The 17,698-nt window shown below is 73.2% G+C and carries 21 protein-coding genes; 8 read left to right on the forward strand and 13 right to left on the reverse strand.

All coding sequences use genetic code 11. The features are described 5' to 3' along the window. The first annotated feature begins 2 nt into the window (after positions 1 to 2). Complete coding sequence (locus ACZ4WQ_RS40855) at positions 3 to 773, forward strand: SDR family NAD(P)-dependent oxidoreductase (RefSeq protein WP_311726718.1); 771 nt, start codon at positions 3 to 5, stop codon at positions 771 to 773. 100 nt (positions 774 to 873) lie between these two features. On the opposite strand, the gene groL is transcribed toward ACZ4WQ_RS40855, so the two are convergent. The 3 genes from groL to ACZ4WQ_RS40870 all read right to left on the reverse strand — a co-directional run bounded on the left by groL (position 874) and on the right by ACZ4WQ_RS40870 (position 3,989). Next, a complete protein-coding gene (gene groL, locus ACZ4WQ_RS40860; protein WP_311726717.1) occupies positions 874 to 2,496 on the reverse strand; it encodes a chaperonin GroEL in 1,623 nt (540 codons plus the stop codon). A gap of 91 nt (positions 2,497 to 2,587) precedes the next feature. Continuing rightward, the gene (gene groES / locus ACZ4WQ_RS40865) at positions 2,588 to 2,896 is read right to left on the reverse strand and encodes a co-chaperone GroES (RefSeq protein ID WP_014178834.1); all 309 of its coding nucleotides are present in this window, start codon (positions 2,894 to 2,896) and stop codon (positions 2,588 to 2,590) included. Between the two features lie 265 nt (positions 2,897 to 3,161). Continuing rightward, the gene (locus ACZ4WQ_RS40870) at positions 3,162 to 3,989 is read right to left on the reverse strand and encodes a polysaccharide deacetylase family protein (RefSeq protein WP_311726716.1); all 828 of its coding nucleotides are present in this window, start codon (positions 3,987 to 3,989) and stop codon (positions 3,162 to 3,164) included. A gap of 207 nt (positions 3,990 to 4,196) precedes the next feature. Here ACZ4WQ_RS40870 and ACZ4WQ_RS40875 point away from each other — a divergent pair, with 207 nt between their 5' ends. Continuing rightward, positions 4,197 to 5,384, forward strand: coding sequence for a class I SAM-dependent methyltransferase (locus ACZ4WQ_RS40875; protein ID WP_311726715.1), 1,188 nt, complete (start codon positions 4,197 to 4,199; stop codon positions 5,382 to 5,384). Positions 5,385 to 5,485: 101 nt separating this feature from the next. On the opposite strand, the gene ACZ4WQ_RS40880 is transcribed toward ACZ4WQ_RS40875, so the two are convergent. After that, positions 5,486 to 5,956: an ATP-binding protein gene (locus ACZ4WQ_RS40880; RefSeq protein ID WP_311726714.1), complete on the reverse strand. Its 471-nt coding sequence runs from the start codon at positions 5,954 to 5,956 to the stop codon at positions 5,486 to 5,488. Between the two features lie 163 nt (positions 5,957 to 6,119). Between ACZ4WQ_RS40880 and ACZ4WQ_RS40885 the strand changes: the two genes are divergently transcribed. The 4 genes from ACZ4WQ_RS40885 (at position 6,120) to ACZ4WQ_RS40900 (ending at position 8,588) form a co-directional block, all read left to right on the forward strand. Beyond that, positions 6,120 to 6,971, forward strand: a complete 852-nt coding sequence (locus ACZ4WQ_RS40885; protein ID WP_311726713.1) for a Scr1 family TA system antitoxin-like transcriptional regulator — start codon at positions 6,120 to 6,122, stop codon at positions 6,969 to 6,971. Between the two features lie 10 nt (positions 6,972 to 6,981). After that, positions 6,982 to 7,197 (forward strand): DUF397 domain-containing protein, encoded by a 216-nt coding sequence (locus ACZ4WQ_RS40890; RefSeq protein WP_311726712.1) that lies wholly within the window; start codon positions 6,982 to 6,984, stop codon positions 7,195 to 7,197. Positions 7,198 to 7,291: 94 nt separating this feature from the next. Further along, positions 7,292 to 8,149 (forward strand): arylamine N-acetyltransferase, encoded by an 858-nt coding sequence (locus tag ACZ4WQ_RS40895; RefSeq protein ID WP_398377464.1) that lies wholly within the window; start codon positions 7,292 to 7,294, stop codon positions 8,147 to 8,149. Positions 8,150 to 8,219: 70 nt separating this feature from the next. Beyond that, on the forward strand, positions 8,220 to 8,588 hold the full coding sequence (locus tag ACZ4WQ_RS40900; RefSeq protein WP_311726710.1) for a hypothetical protein: 369 nt from the start codon (positions 8,220 to 8,222) through the stop codon (positions 8,586 to 8,588). A 49-nt stretch (positions 8,589 to 8,637) separates the two neighbouring features. On the opposite strand, the gene ACZ4WQ_RS40905 is transcribed toward ACZ4WQ_RS40900, so the two are convergent. Genes ACZ4WQ_RS40905 through tsaB form a run of 5 tightly spaced genes read right to left on the reverse strand, consistent with a single transcriptional unit; the run spans position 8,638 to position 11,884 of the window. Continuing rightward, positions 8,638 to 9,273 (reverse strand): hypothetical protein, encoded by a 636-nt coding sequence (locus ACZ4WQ_RS40905; RefSeq protein WP_398377462.1) that lies wholly within the window; start codon positions 9,271 to 9,273, stop codon positions 8,638 to 8,640. 5 nt (positions 9,274 to 9,278) lie between these two features. Then, positions 9,279 to 9,548, reverse strand: coding sequence for a hypothetical protein (locus tag ACZ4WQ_RS40910; protein WP_311726708.1), 270 nt, complete (start codon positions 9,546 to 9,548; stop codon positions 9,279 to 9,281). After that, complete coding sequence (gene tsaD, locus ACZ4WQ_RS40915; protein ID WP_311726707.1) at positions 9,545 to 10,663, reverse strand: tRNA (adenosine(37)-N6)-threonylcarbamoyltransferase complex transferase subunit TsaD; 1,119 nt, start codon at positions 10,661 to 10,663, stop codon at positions 9,545 to 9,547. Before tsaD ends, ACZ4WQ_RS40910 begins: the two co-directional genes overlap by 4 nt. Further along, on the reverse strand, positions 10,656 to 11,180 hold the full coding sequence (rimI, locus tag ACZ4WQ_RS40920; RefSeq protein WP_358846612.1) for a ribosomal protein S18-alanine N-acetyltransferase: 525 nt from the start codon (positions 11,178 to 11,180) through the stop codon (positions 10,656 to 10,658). Before rimI ends, tsaD begins: the two co-directional genes overlap by 8 nt. Positions 11,181 to 11,215: 35 nt before the next feature. After that, positions 11,216 to 11,884 (reverse strand): tRNA (adenosine(37)-N6)-threonylcarbamoyltransferase complex dimerization subunit type 1 TsaB, encoded by a 669-nt coding sequence (gene tsaB, locus ACZ4WQ_RS40925; protein ID WP_468022802.1) that lies wholly within the window; start codon positions 11,882 to 11,884, stop codon positions 11,216 to 11,218. 239 nt (positions 11,885 to 12,123) lie between these two features. Here tsaB and ACZ4WQ_RS40930 point away from each other — a divergent pair, with 239 nt between their 5' ends. Further along, positions 12,124 to 12,693 (forward strand): hypothetical protein, encoded by a 570-nt coding sequence (locus ACZ4WQ_RS40930; RefSeq protein ID WP_361190168.1) that lies wholly within the window; start codon positions 12,124 to 12,126, stop codon positions 12,691 to 12,693. A gap of 27 nt (positions 12,694 to 12,720) precedes the next feature. Here ACZ4WQ_RS40930 and ACZ4WQ_RS40935 read toward each other — a convergent pair whose 3' ends face one another. The 4 genes from ACZ4WQ_RS40935 to alr form a co-directional block, all read right to left on the reverse strand. Beyond that, positions 12,721 to 12,930, reverse strand: a complete 210-nt coding sequence (locus ACZ4WQ_RS40935; protein WP_468022803.1) for a hypothetical protein — start codon at positions 12,928 to 12,930, stop codon at positions 12,721 to 12,723. A 168-nt stretch (positions 12,931 to 13,098) separates the two neighbouring features. Further along, positions 13,099 to 13,620 carry a tRNA (adenosine(37)-N6)-threonylcarbamoyltransferase complex ATPase subunit type 1 TsaE gene (tsaE, locus tag ACZ4WQ_RS40940; RefSeq protein WP_468022804.1) on the reverse strand — a complete coding sequence of 174 codons (522 nt, stop codon included), beginning with the start codon at positions 13,618 to 13,620 and terminating at the stop codon, positions 13,099 to 13,101. Between the two features lie 51 nt (positions 13,621 to 13,671). After that, entirely contained in the window at positions 13,672 to 14,895 is a 1,224-nt protein-coding gene (locus ACZ4WQ_RS40945; protein ID WP_385348080.1) for an alpha/beta fold hydrolase, read from the reverse strand. 2 nt (positions 14,896 to 14,897) lie between these two features. Continuing rightward, the gene (gene alr, locus ACZ4WQ_RS40950) at positions 14,898 to 16,052 is read right to left on the reverse strand and encodes an alanine racemase (RefSeq protein ID WP_398377461.1); all 1,155 of its coding nucleotides are present in this window, start codon (positions 16,050 to 16,052) and stop codon (positions 14,898 to 14,900) included. 107 nt (positions 16,053 to 16,159) lie between these two features. Here alr and ACZ4WQ_RS40955 point away from each other — a divergent pair, with 107 nt between their 5' ends. Next, positions 16,160 to 17,626, forward strand: coding sequence for an NAD(P)H-hydrate dehydratase (locus ACZ4WQ_RS40955; RefSeq protein WP_468022805.1), 1,467 nt, complete (start codon positions 16,160 to 16,162; stop codon positions 17,624 to 17,626). Positions 17,627 to 17,698: the final 72 nt, after the last annotated feature.

Raw genomic sequence — 17,698 nt, forward strand, 5'->3', positions numbered from 1 at the left:
GTATGACGACTGCGTTGATTACGGGAACCACGGCGGGCATCGGCGCCGCCTTCGCGAGCCGGCTCGCGGCGGACGGTCACAACCTGGTGCTGGTGGCGCGGGACGAGAAGCGGCTGCGCGACCAGGCCGCCGACCTCCACGACCGGCACGGGGTGGAGGCGGACGTGCTGCGGGCCGACCTGTCCGAGGACGACGGCATCGCGGCCGTCGAGGAGCGCCTCGGCGACCGCAAGCACCCGATCGATCTGCTCGTCAACAACGCCGGCTTCGGCAACAAGGGCCGCTATCTCGAGGCGCCCCTGGCCGACGAGCTGCGGATGATGAAGGTCCACTGCGAGGCCGTGCTGCGGCTCACCACCGCGGCCGCCGAGACGATGCGGACCCGGGGGCGCGGCGGAGTGATCAACGTCGCCTCGATCGCCGCGTTCTTCCCGCGCGGCACGTACGGGGCCAGCAAGGCGTGGGTCGTGCAGTTCACCCAGGGCGCGGCGCGGGACCTGGCGAGTTCCGGGGTGCGGCTGATGGCGCTGTGCCCGGGGTTCGTACGGACCGAGTTCCACGCGCGGGCGGGGATCAAGCCGGACAGCGTGCCGAGCTGGATGTGGCTGGACGCCGACAAGGTGGTGACGGAGGCGCTCAAGGACTTCGCGCGGGGCAAGGCGCTGTCGATCCCCGATCCGCGGTACAAGGCGATGACGGGGCTGGCGAAGCTGGCGCCGCGGGCCGCGCTCTCGGTCGTCTCCTCGAACGTCGGACGTCCTCCCAAGCGCTGACACCCCCGCCGCCCCCGGAGCCCCGCGGCCCCGGAAACGCCTCGGGCGCGGTCACCCCCGCGAGGGGTGACCGCGCCCGGCGGGATCGCGCGGGGCCGCGTCAGTGCGCGTGACCGTGGCCGTGGCCCGCGGCCTCGGGCTCCTCCTCGGCCGGCTTCTCGACCACCAGCGTCTCGGTGGTGAGCAGCAGGGAGGCGATGGACGCCGCGTTCTCCAGGGCGGAGCGGGTGACCTTGACCGGGTCGATGACGCCGGCCTTCACCAGGTCGCCGTACTCGTCGGTCGCGGCGTTGAAGCCGTGGCCCTTCTCGAGCTCGGCCACCTTGGAGGTGATGACGTAGCCCTCAAGGCCCGCGTTCTCGGCGATCCAGCGCAGCGGCTCGACCGCGGCGCGGCGGACGACCGCGACACCGGTGGCCTCGTCGCCCTCCTTGCCGAGGTTGTCCTCCAGCACCTTCACGGCGTGGACGAGCGCGGAGCCACCACCGGAGACGATGCCCTCCTCGACCGCGGCGCGGGTCGCGGAGATGGCGTCCTCCAGACGGTGCTTCTTCTCCTTGAGCTCCACCTCGGTGGCGGCGCCGACGCGGATCACGCACACGCCGCCGGCCAGCTTGGCGAGGCGCTCCTGGAGCTTCTCGCGGTCCCAGTCGGAGTCCGTGGCCTCGATCTCGGCCTTGATCTGGTTGATCCGGCCGGTGACGTCCTCGGACTTGCCGCCACCGTCGACGATGGTGGTGTCGTCCTTGGTGACGGTCACCCGGCGGGCGGTGCCCAGCACGTCCAGGCCGACCTGGTCGAGCTTGAGGCCGACCTCCTCGGCGACGACGGTGCCGCCGGTGAGGGCGGCCATGTCGCCGAGCATCGCCTTGCGGCGGTCGCCGAAGCCGGGGGCCTTCACCGCGACGGCGTTGAAGGTGCCGCGGATCTTGTTGACGACGAGGGTGGACAGGGCCTCGCCCTCCACGTCCTCGGCGATGATCAGCAGCGGCTTGTTGCCACCCTGGATGATCTTCTCCAGCAGCGGCAGCAGGTCCTGGATCGAGGAGATCTTGCCCTGGTGGATCAGGATGTACGGGTCGTCGAGGACGGCCTCCATACGCTCCTGGTCGGTGACCATGTACGGCGACAGGTAGCCCTTGTCGAAGGCCATGCCCTCGGTGAAGTCGAGCTCCAGGCCGAAGGTGTTGGACTCCTCGACGGTGATCACACCGTCCTTGCCGACCTTGTCCATCGCCTCGGCGATGAGCTCGCCGACCTGCTTGTCCTGGGCGGACAGCGCGGCCACGGCGGCGATGTCGGACTTGGAGTCGATCGGGCGGGCGGTGGCCAGCAGCTCGTCGGACACGGCCTTGACGGCCGCGTCGATGCCCTTCTTCAGGGCGGCCGGGGAAGCACCGGCGGCCACGTTCCGCAGGCCCTCGCGGACCAGGGCCTGGGCCAGCACGGTGGCGGTGGTGGTGCCGTCACCCGCGATGTCGTTGGTCTTGGTCGCCACCTCCTTGACGAGCTGGGCGCCCAGGTTCTCGTACGGGTCCTCGACCTCGACCTCGCGGGCGATGGTGACACCGTCGTTGGTGATGGTCGGGGCGCCGAACTTCTTGTCGATGACGACGTTGCGGCCCTTGGGGCCGATCGTCACCTTGACGGTGTCGGCGAGCTTGTTGACGCCACGCTCGAGGGCGCGACGGGCGTCCTCGTCAAACTTCAGGATCTTCGCCATGGGTTGCGTATGTCCTCTCGAACGAACCGCGCCCCGGCCCCGGTATGGACTGGGGCACCGGGGCGCGGCTCACAGGCAAAACTTCGGTGACTTACTTCTCGATGATCGCGAGAACGTCGCGAGCCGAGAGGACGAGGTACTCCTCGCCGTTGTACTTCACCTCGGTACCGCCGTACTTGCTGTAGAGCACGACGTCGCCTACGGAGACGTCGAGCGGGAGACGGTTGCCGTCCTCGAAGCGGCCCGGGCCCACGGCCAGGACGACGCCCTCCTGGGGCTTCTCCTTGGCAGTGTCCGGGATAACCAGGCCAGAGGCCGTGGTCTGCTCGGCGTCGAGCGGCTGGACCACAATGCGGTCCTCGAGCGGCTTGATGGCAACCTTGGAGCTGGCGGTCGTCACGATCCGACCTCCCCCTTCGGAGATCTCACGGGGTTAACTGTCTGAGGTGGCGACCAGGTGGATCCGTCGTCGCGGGTGCCGGACCTGCCCGTCGCTGTGTTTGGCACTCGTTGGTGCTGAGTGCCAGCCACGACATTATGACGCGGTTAGCACTCAGTCAACCAGAGTGCCAAGTGACGGGGTGCCGCGGCGCCCCGCCGGAGTCGGCGGGACGCCACTCGGCCGGTCCCCGGAGGCGGTCCTCAGGGGGAGCCCTCGGAGGGATTCAGAGATAGTCCTCCAGCCGGGCCACGGCGAAGCCCTCGGCCTGGATCTCCCGGAGCAGCTCGGTCATCACATCGGTCATGGTCCGCCCCTCCTGCTGGGCGGGACCGCGGAAGTGGGCCAGCACGATGTCGCCGGAGTGCAGTCGGCCGCCCGACGCGTACTCCAGCCCGTCGGCCTTCATCTCGGCCGACCACATCACCAGCGCCCGCACCCCGCAGGCCGCCGCCGCGCGCACCGTGTCGTCGTCGACCGCCCCGTACGGCGGGCGGAAGAGATACGGCCGGGTACCGAACTGGTGAGCGAGCACATCCTGCTGGCCGCAGATCTCATGGGCCTGCTCCTCGAACTCCAGATCGGGCAGCCTCGGATGGGTGAGGGTGTGGTTCTGGATCCCGTTGCCGAGCCGGCGCAGCTGCTCGAAGTAGCCGTAGTCGCCGGACGCCACGTCGTCCGTCAGGAAGGCGGTGAACGGCAGCCCCAGGTCGTGGGCCTGCTGGATGAAGGCCGGGTCCTTCTCCGCGCCGTCGTCGATGGTCACGAAGACGACCTTGTCGTGGGTCGGCACATGGTCGATGATCGGCGGCCCGGCGGGCGCGCCCGCCCCGGGCGGCACCAGGGGCGGCTTGGACGAGGGCGGCGCCGCCGTTTCCAGCGGCCCGTCGAGCCCCCAGCGGCGGTAGCCGTCCGGGGCCGCGGGGGGCGCCGAGGGCAGGTCGGAGGCCGAACCGGACTCGGACGCGGGGCCGGACCCCGGCTCCGGCCCCGGCGACCGGGACGAGTCGTGCAGCGAGCCCGGGGCGTGGGCCCCGGCCCCGGGCGACGACATGGACGAATGGGGAGACGAAGAGGACATCGACGAGTCGGACGACGGCGAAGACGGCGCAGCCGTCCCGGCGCCATGCCCGTCCCCACAGCCCGCGAGCAGCGCCGCGGCCGCGACCAACACGAGACACCTTGAAAGGCCAGTCTTGATCATCATCACATAAGCGATCTTCAGCCGGGTGTCGCGAACGCGCGCGCTGAAGCGGGGAGAATGGGCGACGTGGACGTTGACGCCTTCGACTCACTGCTCCGCGACGAAGGGCAGACGCTGCTCCGCGAGCTGAGCGACTACGACCCGGCGCGGGAGCTCGCCACGGCGACCCGGCTGCGCCGTGACCACCCCGCGGAGCTGGTCTCCGCGGCCCTCACCCAGGCGGGGCTGCGGCAGCGCGCGGCCGCGAAGTTCGGCGCCGCCGACGCCCACCGCATGTACTTCACCCCCCATGGCGTCGAACAGGCCACCCGGGCGTCCGTCGCCGCCTACCGCGCCGCCCGCTTCACCGAGCTCGGCGTGCGCCGCGTCGCCGACCTGTGCTGCGGCATCGGCGGCGACGCGGTCGCGCTGGCCCGCGCGGGCATCTTCGTGCTGGCCGTCGACCGCGACCCGCTGACCTGCGCCGTGGTCCGGGCCAACGCCGAGGCCCTGGGACTGGCCGACCTCATCGAGGTGCGCCACGCGGATGTCGCCGAGGTCGACACCTCCGGCTACGACGCGATCTTCGTGGACCCGGCGCGGCGCGGCGGGCGGGGCCGCGTCTTCGACCCCGAGGCGTACTCGCCGCCGCTGTCCTGGGCCGTCGCGGCCGCCCGCACCGCCCCGCACGCCGCGCTCAAGGTCGCCCCCGGCATCCCGCACGACGCGGTCCCCGAGGACGCGGAGGCCGAGTGGATCTCGGACCACGGCGACGTGAAGGAGGCCCTGCTGTGGTTCGGCACGGCGCGCCCCGGCCTGCGCCGCGCCACGCTGCTCCCCGACCACCACACCCTCCTCGGCACCCCGCTGCTGCCGGACCCCGAGCCGGGCACGGTCGGGCGCTGGCTGTACGAACCGGACGGCGCGGTCATCCGCGCGCACCTGGTCGCGGACGTCGCCGCGCGGATCGGCGGCCGCCTCATCGACCCGACGATCGCCTATGTCACGGCCGACGACCTGCGCCCGACGCCGTACGCCACCGCGTACGAGATCACGGACGTGCTGCCGTTCAACCTCAAGAAGCTCAAGGCGCTGCTGCGTGAGCGGAAGGTCGGCGTCCTGACGGTCAAGAAGCGGGGATCGGCGGTCGAGCCGGAGGAGCTGCGGAAGAGGCTCCGCCTCGATGGGGTGAATTCCTGCACGGTGTTCCTCACCCGGGTGAGCGGCGCCCCCACCATGCTCCTCGGCCACCCGGCCCGAGCCTGAGCCACGCGGCCGGGGCCGGGCTCGGAGAGCAGGCCTTTCCCCACCCCGCCCCAGTCGAGGGAGGGCGGGGTGGGGGAAATCACCCGGCCCGGGCGGCTCCGTCAGGCTCCGGTGCCGTTCCTGGTTTTCAGCTCGAACCAGACGCCCTTCGCGTACATCCCCGTCGGATCCCCGTCCGCCGTCCCCCACTCGTCGGCCAGCGCCGCGACCACCCCGAGCCCGCGCCCGTACAACCGGTCGCCCGCCGGGAGATACGCGCCCGTGGGGAGCTCGGTGCTCGCGTCGTAGACGCTGATGCGCAGCCGGGGCTGCTCGATCATCACGCGGAGCATCAGGGAGTCGCCCTCGGCGTGCAGATAGGCGTTGGTGGCCAGCTCCGAGGTGCAGGCCGTCGCGGTCTCGACAAGGTCCTCATGGCCCACGGAGTTCAACACGCAGGCGACGAAGTCCCGGCAGATCTTCGGGGAGGTGGCCCGGCGGGTGCTCTGAAGCGTGTAGACGTACGGCTCTTCGGGTCCCGAGGAGGGCGAACTGTCCGCAGGGCTGTCGTCGGGCTCGTGGTCGGGTCCCATGTCAACTCCCTGCGACGGGGCCGTTGGTGCGCGTACCGTTACGATGATCAACGCTTCGTAACGGCGACAGCACCTACCGTAGGACAGTGCTGCAAACAAGTGCTACGGATTCGTTGAATTTCCCCGACAAATAGCCCGCGAGGGTGACACGTATGGGAGAGACATGCCACCCAGGAACGCGCCAACCGCCCGGCAACAGCGGTTGGGCACCGAACTGCGCAGGATGCGGGAGGACGCGGGCCTCAGCATCCAGGAGGCCGCCGACCGGCTCGGCATCAACCGGACCCACATCACCAACCTGGAGCTGGCCCGGTTCGGGGTGAGCGAGGAGCGCGTACGGACCCTCGCCGCCATCTACGCCTGCCCGGACATCGCGTACATCGACGCGCTCGCCGCCATGACCCATGAGCGCAAGGGCGGTTGGTGGGAGGAGTACCGGGGGCTCATCGCCACCGGCGGACTCGACCTGGCCGAGATGGAGTACTACGCGTCGAGCCTGCGCGTAGTCGGCCTCATCCACATTCCCGGGCTTCTCCAGACGGAGGAGTACGCACACGCGGTGATGGGCCAGGCCGTGCCCCCGTGGTCACCGACGGAGCTGCGCCGCAGGCTCTCCCACCGGATGAAGCGCCGGGACATCCTGGACCGGGACACCCCTCCCGAGTGCACCTTCGTCATCCACGAGGCCGCCCTGCACACCCGGTTCGGCGGGGCGCGAGTGCTGCGGGCCCAGCTGGAGCGGCTGCTGGAGGCGTCGGAGCGCGAGTACGTCACCGTGCGCGTCATCCCGCTCGACACGGACGGCTTCCCGGTCGCCGGCTCCACGGTCACCTACGCCTCGGGGCCCGTACCGCAGCTGGACACCGTGCAGTTCGACTCGGCCCTCGGCTCGATGTTCCTGGACGCGGAGTCCCAGCTGCGCAAGTACCGAGGGGTCCTGGACCGCAGCGCGGAGGTGGCCCTGCCCGACGAGGAATCGCGCTCTGTCGTGCGCGCCGCCGTTCAGCGCCTCTGAAAGCAAGGAAATGCGCACCATCAACTGGCAGAAGTCCTCCTACTCCGGCCAAGGCGAGGGAGACGCCTGCGTCGAGGTCGCCTCCATGGGCGAGGACATAGCGCTCCGGGAGAGCGACGACCCCGACAGAGTCGTGACCACCACCCCCACCGAGCTCAGATCGCTGCTCGACGGCATCAAGGCCGGTGAGTTCGACCGCCTGTCCTTAACGGTGACACCGCCATGACCACCCCACCGCCCGAGCCCTACGCCCAGCGGACCAGGTCCCCTGCCTCCTCGGCCCGACGCGCGCCCGGCCGGGCGTCGTTACGTTGATCACCATGACCGAGACCACCACCATGCCCGAGGCCCCGAGCACGCCCCGGCTGGACCTCGACGCCTACCTCGCCCGCATCGGCCGGCCCGGCGAACGCGGCCCGAGCGCGGCGTCCTTGCGCGCGCTGGCCTTCGCGCATGTGACGTCCATACCGTTCGAGAACCTCGACCCCCTGCGCGGCTCGGCGCCCTCGCTCGCCCTCCCCGACCTGGAGGCCAAGCTGGTCCGCGCCCCGCGCGGCGGCTACTGCTACGAGCAGAACACGCTGTTCGCCGCCGCCCTGAGGGCCCTCGGCTTCACCGTCACCGGCCTGGCCGCCCGGGTGCGCGTCGGCGCCCGCGGCGCCCTCCGCCCCCGTACGCACATGCTGCTGCTCGTCGAGGTCCCGGGCGAGCGCGAACCGTACGTGGCCGATGTCGGCTTCGGCAGCATCGGCGGTCTGCTGGAGGCGGTGCCGCTGGCCGCGGACACCGAGTTCCACGACGGGATCCGCCGCCACCGCTTCGTCCGCGAGCCGCACCCCGGCCATGAGGACCTGTGGGTGCTCCAGGCATTCCTCGACGGGGCGGACGGGGCGTGGGAGGACCAGTACGCCTTCACCCTCGAACCCTGCGAGCGCCCCGACTACGAGATCTTCAACTGGTATGTGGCGACCCACCCGCGCTCGCCCTTCCGGCGCACCCTCCACGTCCAGCGCACCACCGCCGACCGGCATCTGGCACTGAGCGGGCACACCCTGACCGAGACGGACCGCGACGGCACCCGCGCCCAGCGCGAACTGGCCGATGAGGCCGAGGTGCTGGCCGTACTCGCCGCCGAGTTCGGCATCGAGGCGCCGGAGGGCGTCCAATTGCCGAGGTAGCCCTTCGGGCAGACCCCCGGCCATGGCACGATCATCCCGCTAATGGGCGGATGAGAGGGTGGCAGGGGGCATGGGCAAAGAAAAACTGTCCGTATCGGATCAGGATCTGACAAGCCTGATCAAAGACCTGGAGGAGACGCAGAGCTACGTCGAGACGAAGATCAAGCGTCTGAACCTCCTGGTCGAGTCCGTCGACAAGGACGGGAAGGGGCCCGCGGCCACCGCCTACAAGAAGCTCCAGCGCGATGTGAGCATGGACGCGGTGCGGATCAGGCAGATGCTGAACGCCGTCGAGGAGGCGACGAAGGCGCAGGGGGCGGACGCCGACCCCCGCTATCTGGAACTGCTGCACAGGTTCCAGGTGTTGCAGAGGTCGTGGGAGGAGCAGCCCGGACCGCAGGGCACGGACGGCCACGACGAGCCGGACCCCGCGGCCTGACCCTCCCCGAACCGACAGCGACACCAACACCCTCGCCGAGGCCGGACGCTCAGAACATGTCGTCCGGCCGGTCGCCCTCCGGGTCCGCCTCGGGCGCGGGGGTGAGTTCGCGGGTGACCAGGCGGTAGTAGCCGACCGCCTTGGCCATGCCCAGCGCTCCCGTCCCCGCGAGGACGACCGCGCACCCCAGGGCCCGGACGGAACCGTCCACGGCGGCCGCCCTGGCCGCCGAGGCCGACCCGAAGCAGCACAGCAGCAGAGACGGCAGCAGCCAGAAGAGAGCCCGGCCCGGGGAGTGCCACCGGGCCAGGGAGTCCCGGTCCCGCCCCGCCCCGGCCCAGGCGCGGAGCCGCTCGCGCGCCTCCAGGTCGTCCCGGACGCCGGAGGTCATGGCCAGCGTCGTGGGCACCACGAACCCCACCGCCACGGCCAGGAAGAAGACGCCGAGCACGACGCTGACCACATCGCCCATGCCCACGTAGCGGCTCCCCGCCCAGGCCGCCACCCACCCCACCGAGATGAGCCCGGCCGCCAGCCAGAACAGCAGCGCCCGCCGCCGCCCCAGATACCAGGGCACCAGCTCGCGCAGCGCCTCCTCCCGCTCGGCGAGGAGGTCGGCGTGGTCGGGCGGCGGCCATATGTCCGAGGCGGGGTCGGGTGGCGGCGGGAGGCTGGGGCCCGGCATCCGGCTCACACCTCGGGCGCGGCGGACTCGACGGACTCGAACCGCCAGCGGTGCACGGCCCGGCGCACCAAGTCCTCCCCCGGCTCGGGGAGTTCGGGCAGCTCGGCGTCGTACGGGGCGTCCCACCAGGTGATGACCAGGACGCGGTCCGCGGGGGCGCGGAGGGTCTCGCGGCGCAGCGGCGCGGGGTCGAGCCGCTGACCGCGGGCCCAGGCCAGCAGCCGCTCGCCGCCGCCCTCCACGGCCCGCGCCTCCCACATCAGGGCGACGGTCATGCGTAGAGGTTCTTCCGGCTCAGCTCGTGCACATGGTCGTGGTCGTGCACATGGTCGTGGTCGTGGCCCGCGGGGGCCGGGACATGCGGGTCGGTCACCGGCAGCGAGGAGTCCGCCGACAGGTCCCAGGCCGACGCGGCCCGCCCGCGCGCCACCATCTCCGCGCCCAGCGCCGCGACCATCGCGCCGTTGTCCGTGCACAGCTTGGGCCGGGGCACGCGCAGCGTGATGCCCGCGTCCTCGCAGCGGCGCTCCGCCATGGCGCGCAGCCGGGAGTTGGCGGCCACCCCGCCGCCGATCATCAGGTGGTCGACGCCCTCGTCCCGGCAGGCCCGCACGGCCTTGCGGGTCAGCACGTCCACGACCGCCTCCTGGAAGGAGGCCGAGACATCGGCCACCGGCACGTCCTCGCCCGCCGCCCGCCTGGCCTCGATCCAGCGGGCCACGGCGGTCTTGAGGCCGGAGAAGGAGAAGTCGTACGGGGCGTCGCGCGGGCCGGTCAGCCCGCGCGGGAAGGCGATCGCGTCCGGGTCGCCCTCGCGCGCCATGCGGTCGATGACCGGGCCGCCCGGGAAGCCGAGGTGCAGCACCCGGGCGATCTTGTCGAACGCCTCGCCCGCCGCGTCGTCGATCGTCGAGCCGAGCGGGCGGACGTCCGAGGTGATGTCGGGCGCGAGCAGCAGCGAGGAGTGGCCGCCGCTCACCAGCAGGGCCATCGTCGGCTCGGGCAGCGGGCCGTGCTCCAGTTGGTCCACGCAGATGTGCGAGGCCAGGTGGTTGACGCCGTAGAGCGGCTTGCCGAGCGCGTACGCGTACGCCTTGGCGGCCGAGACGCCGACCAGCAGCGCCCCCGCGAGCCCGGGCCCGGCGGTGACCGCGACGCCGTCCAGGTCGGACGGGGCGACCCCGGCCTCCTTCAGGGCGCGCTGGATGGTGGGGACCATCGCCTCCAGATGCGCCCGGCTGGCCACCTCGGGGACCACGCCGCCGAAGCGGGCGTGCTCGTCGACGCTGGAGGCGACGGCGTCGGCGAGGAGGGTGTGGCCGCGGACGATGCCGACGCCGGTCTCGTCGCAGGAGGTCTCGATGCCGAGTACGAGCGGTTCGTCAGCCATGGGTCTTCGTTCCTTGTGCGGAGCCTTGTACGGAGCCTTGTCCTTGCACGGGGCACTGCGCGGCGGGCGTGGGGGAGGCCGGGTCCGCCAAGCGCATCACCAGCGCGTCCACGTTCCCCGGCTGGTAGTAGCCCTTGCGGATGCCGAGGGGCGCGAAGCCGAAGCGCTCGTAGAGGCGCTGCGCCCGCAGATTGTCGACGCGCACCTCCAGCAGTACCTCATGGCACTCGAAGGCGGTGGCGGCCGTGATGAGGTTGGTCAGCAGCCGGGCGCCGAGCCCGGTGCCCCAGTGGTCGCGGGCGGCGGCGATGGTCTGCACATCGGCCGTGCGGTCGACGGCGGCGAGCCCCGCGTAACCCACCAGCCGGCCGCCCGCCTCCGCGACCACGTAGTGGCGGGTCGCGGCCGGGCCGCGGGCATGGGCGAGCTCGGACCAGAACATGCCGGGCGACCAGGCGTCGTCCGGGAAGAGGTCCACTTCGAGCCGCAGCACGCTCTCGATGTCCCACCAGCGCATCTCGCGCACCACCGGGGCCTGCGGTGTCGCGGGGGTCACCGGGGCGTGACCACCTTGTAGTTGGCGGGCACCTGGGCGTCGGGGCGGCGCAGATACAGCGGCCGGTCGGGCAGCAGTTCCTCGCCGCGCGCCAGCTTCTCGGCGGCCAGCGCCGCCAGCGCGCCGGCCGACTGGTGCTCGGGCATCCCGGCCGGTACGTCCGCGAAGGCGGCCGGGTAGAGCAGGGCGCCCGCGCCGACGGCCGGCAGCCCGGCCACCCGCTCGCCGAGGTCCGCCGGCAGGTCGACGGCCGGCTCGGTCACCCGGGTGCGGGCGTCGTCGTACCGCGCCCAGTAGACCTCTTTGCGCCGCGCGTCCGTGGCCACGACGAAGGGCCCTTCCAGACCGGCCTGCCCGGCGGCGTACGCGATCCCGTCGAGCGTGCACAGCCCGTGCACGGGGATGCCGAGGGCCGCCCCGAAGGTGGCCGCGGTCACCAGGCCGACCCGCAGCCCGGTATACGGGCCAGGCCCCACGCCGACGACCAGATCGGTCACCTCGCCGAGCACGGTCCCCGCCTCGGCCAGCACCCGGTCGACGGCGGGCAGCAGCAGCTCGCCGTGGCGCCGCGCGTCGGTCTGACGCGACTCGGCGAGGACGGCGGTGCCGTCGTGCAGGGCGACGGTGACGGCGGGGGTGGCGGTGTCAAGCGCGAGCAACAGCACGAGGACAGCCTACGGCGCCCGCGGCGGGGGCCGCTCCGCCGCGGGGCGCGCACCGCGAGCGCGCGCCGGAGGGGGACGGGGTGCGCGCGGGAGGGGGCACCTCCCGGGCGAAGCCTGGGGGAGGTTGTGGCGCACATGGGGACCGCGCTCCGGTGCTACGGTCGGCTTGTCCTCTGTCCGCCCGCGGTCCGGCCCGCGGCGACGGGAGGAATCCGGAGCCGAGGAGAGGGTGGCAAGCCGTGCCAAGGAGCAGCACCGGGACCGTCGTGGCCGCGCTCACCGCCGCCGCGCTCGGCGGCGTGGGCTTCCTCGCCTATCAGGCGTCGGCGACCGCTCCCGACCGCCCCTCCCACTCCGTGCGCGACTCCAAGGCGGGCGGCTCCGAGGACAAGGCCAAGACCAAGGACAAGGGCGACAAGAAGAAGTCCACCGCGCTGCCGGCCAAATCCGGCTCCGGGCTCCGCGTGGTCTACGCGCTGGGGGAACGGCGGGTCTGGCTGGTGGACGCCGACGAGAAGGCGACCCACACCTTCGTGGTCTCCCCCAGCACGGCGAGCCCGGCCCCCGGGACGTACGAGGTCACCTCGCGCGTGGCGAGCACGATCGGCTCGGACGGGGTACAGGTCGAACACGTCGTCGTCTTCAACACGGAAGCGGGGGTCGTGTACGGCTTCAGCGCGGCGGTCGACGGCTCGCTCCCCGACCCGAACGCGACGAAGAAGACCGGCGGCATCCGGGAGAGCCGCGCGGACGCCACGGCGATGTGGCAGTTCGCGCAGGCCGGCACGAAGGTCGTCGTCCTCGCCTGACCTTCGGCGCGCGCCGCGCCACGCCCGCTACGCCGCGTCGCGGCGCGGTTCGTCCTCCCCCTCGCACGCGCCGGCCTCTTCCGGCTCGCCCGCCGCGGCGGGCGCCGGGCCGGGTGACGGGCACTCCGGCGGCGTGGACACCGCGCTCGCCGCCGCGCAGGCGGCCAGCAGTTCCCTCATCGACGGGGACCGGTCATCGCGCCGGCCCGCCTCGGCAGCGGGCTCTCGGGACGGCATGGATGCCTCCTAAGGGTCCTGGGGCAAACGGCCAACTTAGGCACGCCTAACTTAGCCTCTCTTCCCATGTGACCACGGGGGATGCCCCTCGCGCAACATTTTGCCGACGGCTTGTCGGAACCTTGTCGGCGCCGCGGCCGGAACCTTGTCGGCGCCGCGGCCGGAACCTCAGCCCGCCAGCGACGCCAGATCCTCACCCGCCCAGCGCGGCCCGACCCCGGTCACCACCACGCCCCGGACGTCCTCCGGCGCGGTGGCCTCGTCCCCCGCCGTCCGCTCGATGACGACGTGCAGCCGGTCCTCCGAGAGCCCCTCGACCTTCCCCTCGCCCCACTCCACGGCCACCACCGACTCCGGCAGCGACACATCGAGGTCCAGGTCCTCCATCTCGTCCAGGCCCCCGCCCAGCCGGTAGGCGTCCACATGCACCAGCGGCGGGCCGTCGCCCAGCGACGGGTGGACGCGCGCGATCACGAACGTCGGCGAGGTGACCGCGCCGCGCACCCCGAGCCCCTCCCCCAGGCCGCGGGTCAGCGTCGTCTTGCCCGCGCCCAGCTCCCCGGTGAGCAGCACCAGGTCACCGGGGCGCAGCAGCTTGGCAAGCCTGCGCCCCAGCTCCCGCATCTGCTCGGGCGAGGTGACGGTGATGCGCAGGGTGGCGTACGGGCCGGTGGCGTGCGGGGTCTCCATACCGGCCGATGTTACGGCTCGGGCCCCGACCCGGGCCGGGCCCGGGAGCCGCTACCCGCGCGCCGTACGCCGCCGTCCGCTCCCGCCGGACGCGGCCCGCGAGGTGTCCGTACCGGCCGCCTGCGCCAGCAGGTCGATCAGATGTCCGTTCACCTCTTCGGGGTGTTCCAGCATCACCAGGTGCCCGCCCTCCTCGACGATCACCAGGCCCGCGCCGGGCAGCGCCTCCGCGATGGCCTCGCTGTGCTCCATCGGGGTGATGAGGTCCTTGTCGCCCGCCAGCACCAGCACCGGCAGCCCGTCGAAGACCGGCAGCGCCTCCGCCTTGTCGTGCTCCACGAAGGCCGGGTAGAACTCCGCGACCACATCGATCGGCGTCGCCTCGATCAGCCGCTCCGCGAACCGCGCGACCCCCGGGTCCACGTCCTTCGACCCGAACGAATAGCGCTTGATCACGCCCGCGAACAGATCGGCCGTGGCCCGCCGCCCTCGCTCGACCAGCTCCGCCTGCCACCCCAGCGCCTTCAGCAGGCCCGGCAGCAGCCGCCGTACCGCGTTCACCCCGACCACCGGCAGTCCGAAGCTGACCTCGCTGAGATGCCCCGACGACGTGCCCACGAACGCCGCGCCGATCACCCGCTCGCGCACCAGCTCCGGGAACTGCGCGGCCAGCGCCATCATCGTCATGCCGCCCATCGAGTGCCCCACCAGCACCAGCGGCCCCTCGGGCGCCGCCGTGTCGATCACGGCCTTCAGATCGCGGCCGAGCTGGTCGATGGTGACCTGCGTGCCGTCCATCTGGGCGCGGCCCCGCGCCGACCTTCCGTGGCACCGCTGGTCCCAGTAGACGGCGCGGACCCCGCCGCGCAGCACCGCGCGCTGGAAGTGCCAGGAGTCCTGGGCCAGACAGTAGCCATGGCTGAAAATCACCGTGATCGGGGCGGGGGTGCGCCGCCCGAGCAGCCGCTTGCGGCGCGCCGGCGTCTGCGCCGGTATGTCCTCGACCTCGTAGTACAGCTCGGTGCCGTCGTCGGCGACCGCCGTGCCCGGGGTACCGCGCAGCGTGCCGAACGGGCCCGCCGCGTCCAGCTCCAGCCGCGCCTTGCGCCGTACGCCACGGCCCACCGTCAGCCGCTCGAGCCCGACGCCCATGGCCGCGCCCGCCGCGACGACACCGATGGCGACGCCCGCGAAACCCGCGCCGCGCCGCCACCCCACGGCCGTTGCCCCCGCCGCCACCCGTGCCGCCGTCTCCGCTGTGCTGTCGCCTTCCATGGTCAGTTCCCAGTGCCCGCAGCGTGACCCACATAAACGCGCGGCACGCGTGCCCCGATCCTCGTGACGATCTCGTACGCGATCGTGCCGACCGCCCGCGCCCAGTCCTCCGCGGTCGGCTCGCCCCGGTCACCGGGCCCGAACAGCACCACCTCGTCCCCCGGCGCCGCGCTGTCACCGCCGAGATCCACCACGAACTGGTCCATGGCCACCGTGCCGGCCACCGTCCGCCACTTGCCCGCCACCAGCACCGGACCCGTCCCGGAGGCATGCCGCGGAATCCCGTCCGCGTAGCCCACCGGCACCAGCGCGAGCGTGGTCGGGCCGGGGGTGACATAGCGGTGCCCGTACGACACGCCGTGTCCGCCCGGCACCCGCTTGACCGAGGCGAGCGAGGCCACCAGCGTCATCACCGGGCGCAGCCCGAAGTCCCCGGGGTGGCCGACCTCCGGGCTCGGCGAGATCCCGTAGACCGCGATCCCGGTCCGTACGAGGTCGAAGTGCGACTCGGGCAGCGTCAGCGTCGCCGGCGAGTTGGCCATGTGCCGCACCTCCGGGCGCAGCCCCGCCTCCTCCGCCTGCGCCAGCAGCGCCCGGAACACCTCCAGCTGCGCGGCGATCGACGGGTGTCCCGGCTCGTCCGCGCACGCGAAGTGCGACCACAGACCGGTCACCTTCACCGTGCCCTCCGCCTCGGCGGCCCGCGCGGCGGCGATGAGTTCCGGCCACTCCTCGGGCGGGCAGCCGTTGCGGCCCAGCCCGGTGTCCGCCTTCAGCTGCACGCGCGCCGTACGGCCGCACTCCCGGGCCGCGGCGACGGCCTCCCACAGCGCCCACAGCCCGCTCAGCGACACGTCGACGTCCGCCTCGATCGCCTCCCGCCACGGGCCGCCCGGCGTCCACAGCCAGCACAGCACCCGGCCCGTGTCACCCGCGGCGCGCAGCGCCAGCGCCTCCTCGGGCGTGGCCGTGCCCAGCCAGCTCGCGCCCGCCTCGCGGGCGGCGCGCGCGCAGGGCACGGCGCCGTGGCCGTAGGCGTCCGACTTGACCACGGCCATCAGCTCGGCCCCGGGGGCCGCGGCGCGCAGCGCGCGCACATTGGCCCGCAGGGCGGCCAGGTCGACCACGGCACGGGCGCGCATCGGTGTCTCGTTCATCAGCGTCAGTCTCTCAGGCCCGCCCCGCGCGCGGAGCGCGTGCTTCCGCACGAGCCGTCCGCACAGGCGCCCGGCGAGTGCGGCAAAGGTCCGGGAAACTGGTCGCCATGAGGATTGCCTACAGCGTCGAGACCGTACGGGCCGCGGAGCGGGACCTGATGGCGCGGCTGCCCCGAGGAGCGCTCATGCAGCGCGCGGCCGCGGGCCTGGCGGCCGCCTGCGCGGGGCTGCTGGGCCGCGTGTACGGGGCCCGGGTGGCCCTCCTGGTGGGCAGCGGCGACAACGGCGGCGACGCGCTCTACGCCGGGGCCCGCCTCGCCCGGCGCGGGGCGGGAGTGACGGCCGTACTGCTGGCCCCCGACCGCGCCCACGCGGGCGGGCTGCGGGCGCTGCGCGCCGCGGGCGGGCGCGCGCTCCCCGCCTCTTCTGATTCCGCCTCCGTCTCCGCCGAAGCGGTCCTGGCCCAGGCCGACCTGGTCCTCGACGGGATCGTCGGCATCGGCGGCAAGGGCGGCCTGCGGCCCGACGCCGAGCGCCTGATCCGGGCCGTGCGCGGCACCATGGTCGCCGTCGACCTGCCCAGCGGCGTCGACGCCGACACCGGCGAGGTGCGCGGCCCCGCCGTGCGCGCCGACGCGACCGTCACCTTCGGCACCTACAAGCCCGGCCTGCTCATCGACCCCGCCCATGAACACGCGGGCGCGCTGCGGCTGATCGACATCGGTCTGGCCCCCCATCTGCCCGCCACCCCCGACGCCGAGGCCCTCCAGCACCACGACGTCGCGGCCCTCCTGCCCCGCCCCAGCGCGGAGAGCGACAAGTACCGGCGCGGCGTCGTCGGCGTCGTGGCGGGCTCGGCCCGCTACCCGGGCGCCGCGGTCCTGGCCGTCGCGGGCGCGCTGCGCGGCGGGGCGGGCGCGGTCCGGTACGTGGGCCCGGCGGCCGACGCGGTCATCGCCCGCTTCCCCGAGACCCTCGTCCACTCCGGCCCGCCGCACAAGGCCGGCCGCGTCCAGGCGTGGGTGGTCGGCCCCGGCCTCGGCGACGACCCGGCCGCCCGCCAGTCCCTCGACGACGTCCTCGCCTCCGACGTCCCGCTCCTCGTCGACGCGGACGGGCTGCGCCTGCTCCCCTCCGGCGACCTGCGCTCACGCGGCGCGGCCACGATCCTCACCCCGCACGCCGGGGAGGCCGCGGCGCTGCTTGGCGTGGCGCGCGAGGAGGTCGAGCGCAGCCGCCTCGCCTTTGTACGCGCCCTCGCCGAGCACTACGGCGCGACCGTCCTCCTCAAGGGCTCGACGACGCTCGTCTGTTCCGGCCCGGGCTCGGGCCCCGTACGCGTCAACCCCACCGGCACCGGCTGGCTCGCCACGGCGGGCAGCGGCGACGTCCTCTCCGGCCTGACCGGCTCCCTCCTCGCCACCGGCCTGCCCGCCCACGACGCCGCCTCCGCCGGCGCCTACCTCCACGGCCTGGCCGCCCGCCACGCCACGACGCCCTCCGGCGCGCCGATCGCGGCGTACGACGTGGCGACGGCGCTGCCCGAGGTCTGGCGGGACGTGCTGCTGGGCTGAGCACGTTGGTTGGGTGCGGGTTCGTGGGGGGTGCGCCTGCTGTTCGTGAGTGGTGCCGGGGGTAGGGCCTCC

The sequence above is a fragment of the Streptomyces sp. NPDC028305 genome, from assembly GCF_055569495.1.

Excerpts from the sequence above, each read along its gene's own strand:
- alr (WP_398377461.1), bottom strand. The coding sequence starts at position 16,052 with ATGAACGAGACACCGATGCGCGCCCGTGCCGTGGTCGACCTGGCCGCC.
- tsaD (WP_311726707.1), bottom strand. The coding sequence starts at position 10,663 with ATGGCTGACGAACCGCTCGTACTCGGCATCGAGACCTCCTGCGACGAG.
- tsaE (WP_468022804.1), bottom strand. The coding sequence starts at position 13,620 with ATGGAGACCCCGCACGCCACCGGCCCGTACGCCACCCTGCGCATCACC.
- ACZ4WQ_RS40955 (WP_468022805.1), top strand. The coding sequence starts at position 16,160 with ATGAGGATTGCCTACAGCGTCGAGACCGTACGGGCCGCGGAGCGGGAC.
- ACZ4WQ_RS40945 (WP_385348080.1), bottom strand. The coding sequence starts at position 14,895 with ATGGAAGGCGACAGCACAGCGGAGACGGCGGCACGGGTGGCGGCGGGG.
- ACZ4WQ_RS40855 (WP_311726718.1), top strand. The coding sequence starts at position 3 with ATGACGACTGCGTTGATTACGGGAACCACGGCGGGCATCGGCGCCGCC.
- ACZ4WQ_RS40880 (WP_311726714.1), bottom strand. The coding sequence starts at position 5,956 with ATGGGACCCGACCACGAGCCCGACGACAGCCCTGCGGACAGTTCGCCC.
- ACZ4WQ_RS40900 (WP_311726710.1), top strand. The coding sequence starts at position 8,220 with ATGGGCAAAGAAAAACTGTCCGTATCGGATCAGGATCTGACAAGCCTG.
- rimI (WP_358846612.1), bottom strand. The coding sequence starts at position 11,180 with ATGCGCTGGTGGGACATCGAGAGCGTGCTGCGGCTCGAAGTGGACCTC.
- ACZ4WQ_RS40890 (WP_311726712.1), top strand. The coding sequence starts at position 6,982 with ATGCGCACCATCAACTGGCAGAAGTCCTCCTACTCCGGCCAAGGCGAG.
- ACZ4WQ_RS40895 (WP_398377464.1), top strand. The coding sequence starts at position 7,292 with ATGACCGAGACCACCACCATGCCCGAGGCCCCGAGCACGCCCCGGCTG.
- ACZ4WQ_RS40870 (WP_311726716.1), bottom strand. The coding sequence starts at position 3,989 with ATGTCGTCGCCCGGGGCCGGGGCCCACGCCCCGGGCTCGCTGCACGAC.
- ACZ4WQ_RS40905 (WP_398377462.1), bottom strand. The coding sequence starts at position 9,273 with ATGCCGGGCCCCAGCCTCCCGCCGCCACCCGACCCCGCCTCGGACATA.
- ACZ4WQ_RS40885 (WP_311726713.1), top strand. The coding sequence starts at position 6,120 with ATGCCACCCAGGAACGCGCCAACCGCCCGGCAACAGCGGTTGGGCACC.
- groL (WP_311726717.1), bottom strand. The coding sequence starts at position 2,496 with ATGGCGAAGATCCTGAAGTTTGACGAGGACGCCCGTCGCGCCCTCGAG.
- ACZ4WQ_RS40935 (WP_468022803.1), bottom strand. The coding sequence starts at position 12,930 with ATGCCGTCCCGAGAGCCCGCTGCCGAGGCGGGCCGGCGCGATGACCGG.
- ACZ4WQ_RS40875 (WP_311726715.1), top strand. The coding sequence starts at position 4,197 with ATGGGCGACGTGGACGTTGACGCCTTCGACTCACTGCTCCGCGACGAA.
- ACZ4WQ_RS40910 (WP_311726708.1), bottom strand. The coding sequence starts at position 9,548 with ATGACCGTCGCCCTGATGTGGGAGGCGCGGGCCGTGGAGGGCGGCGGC.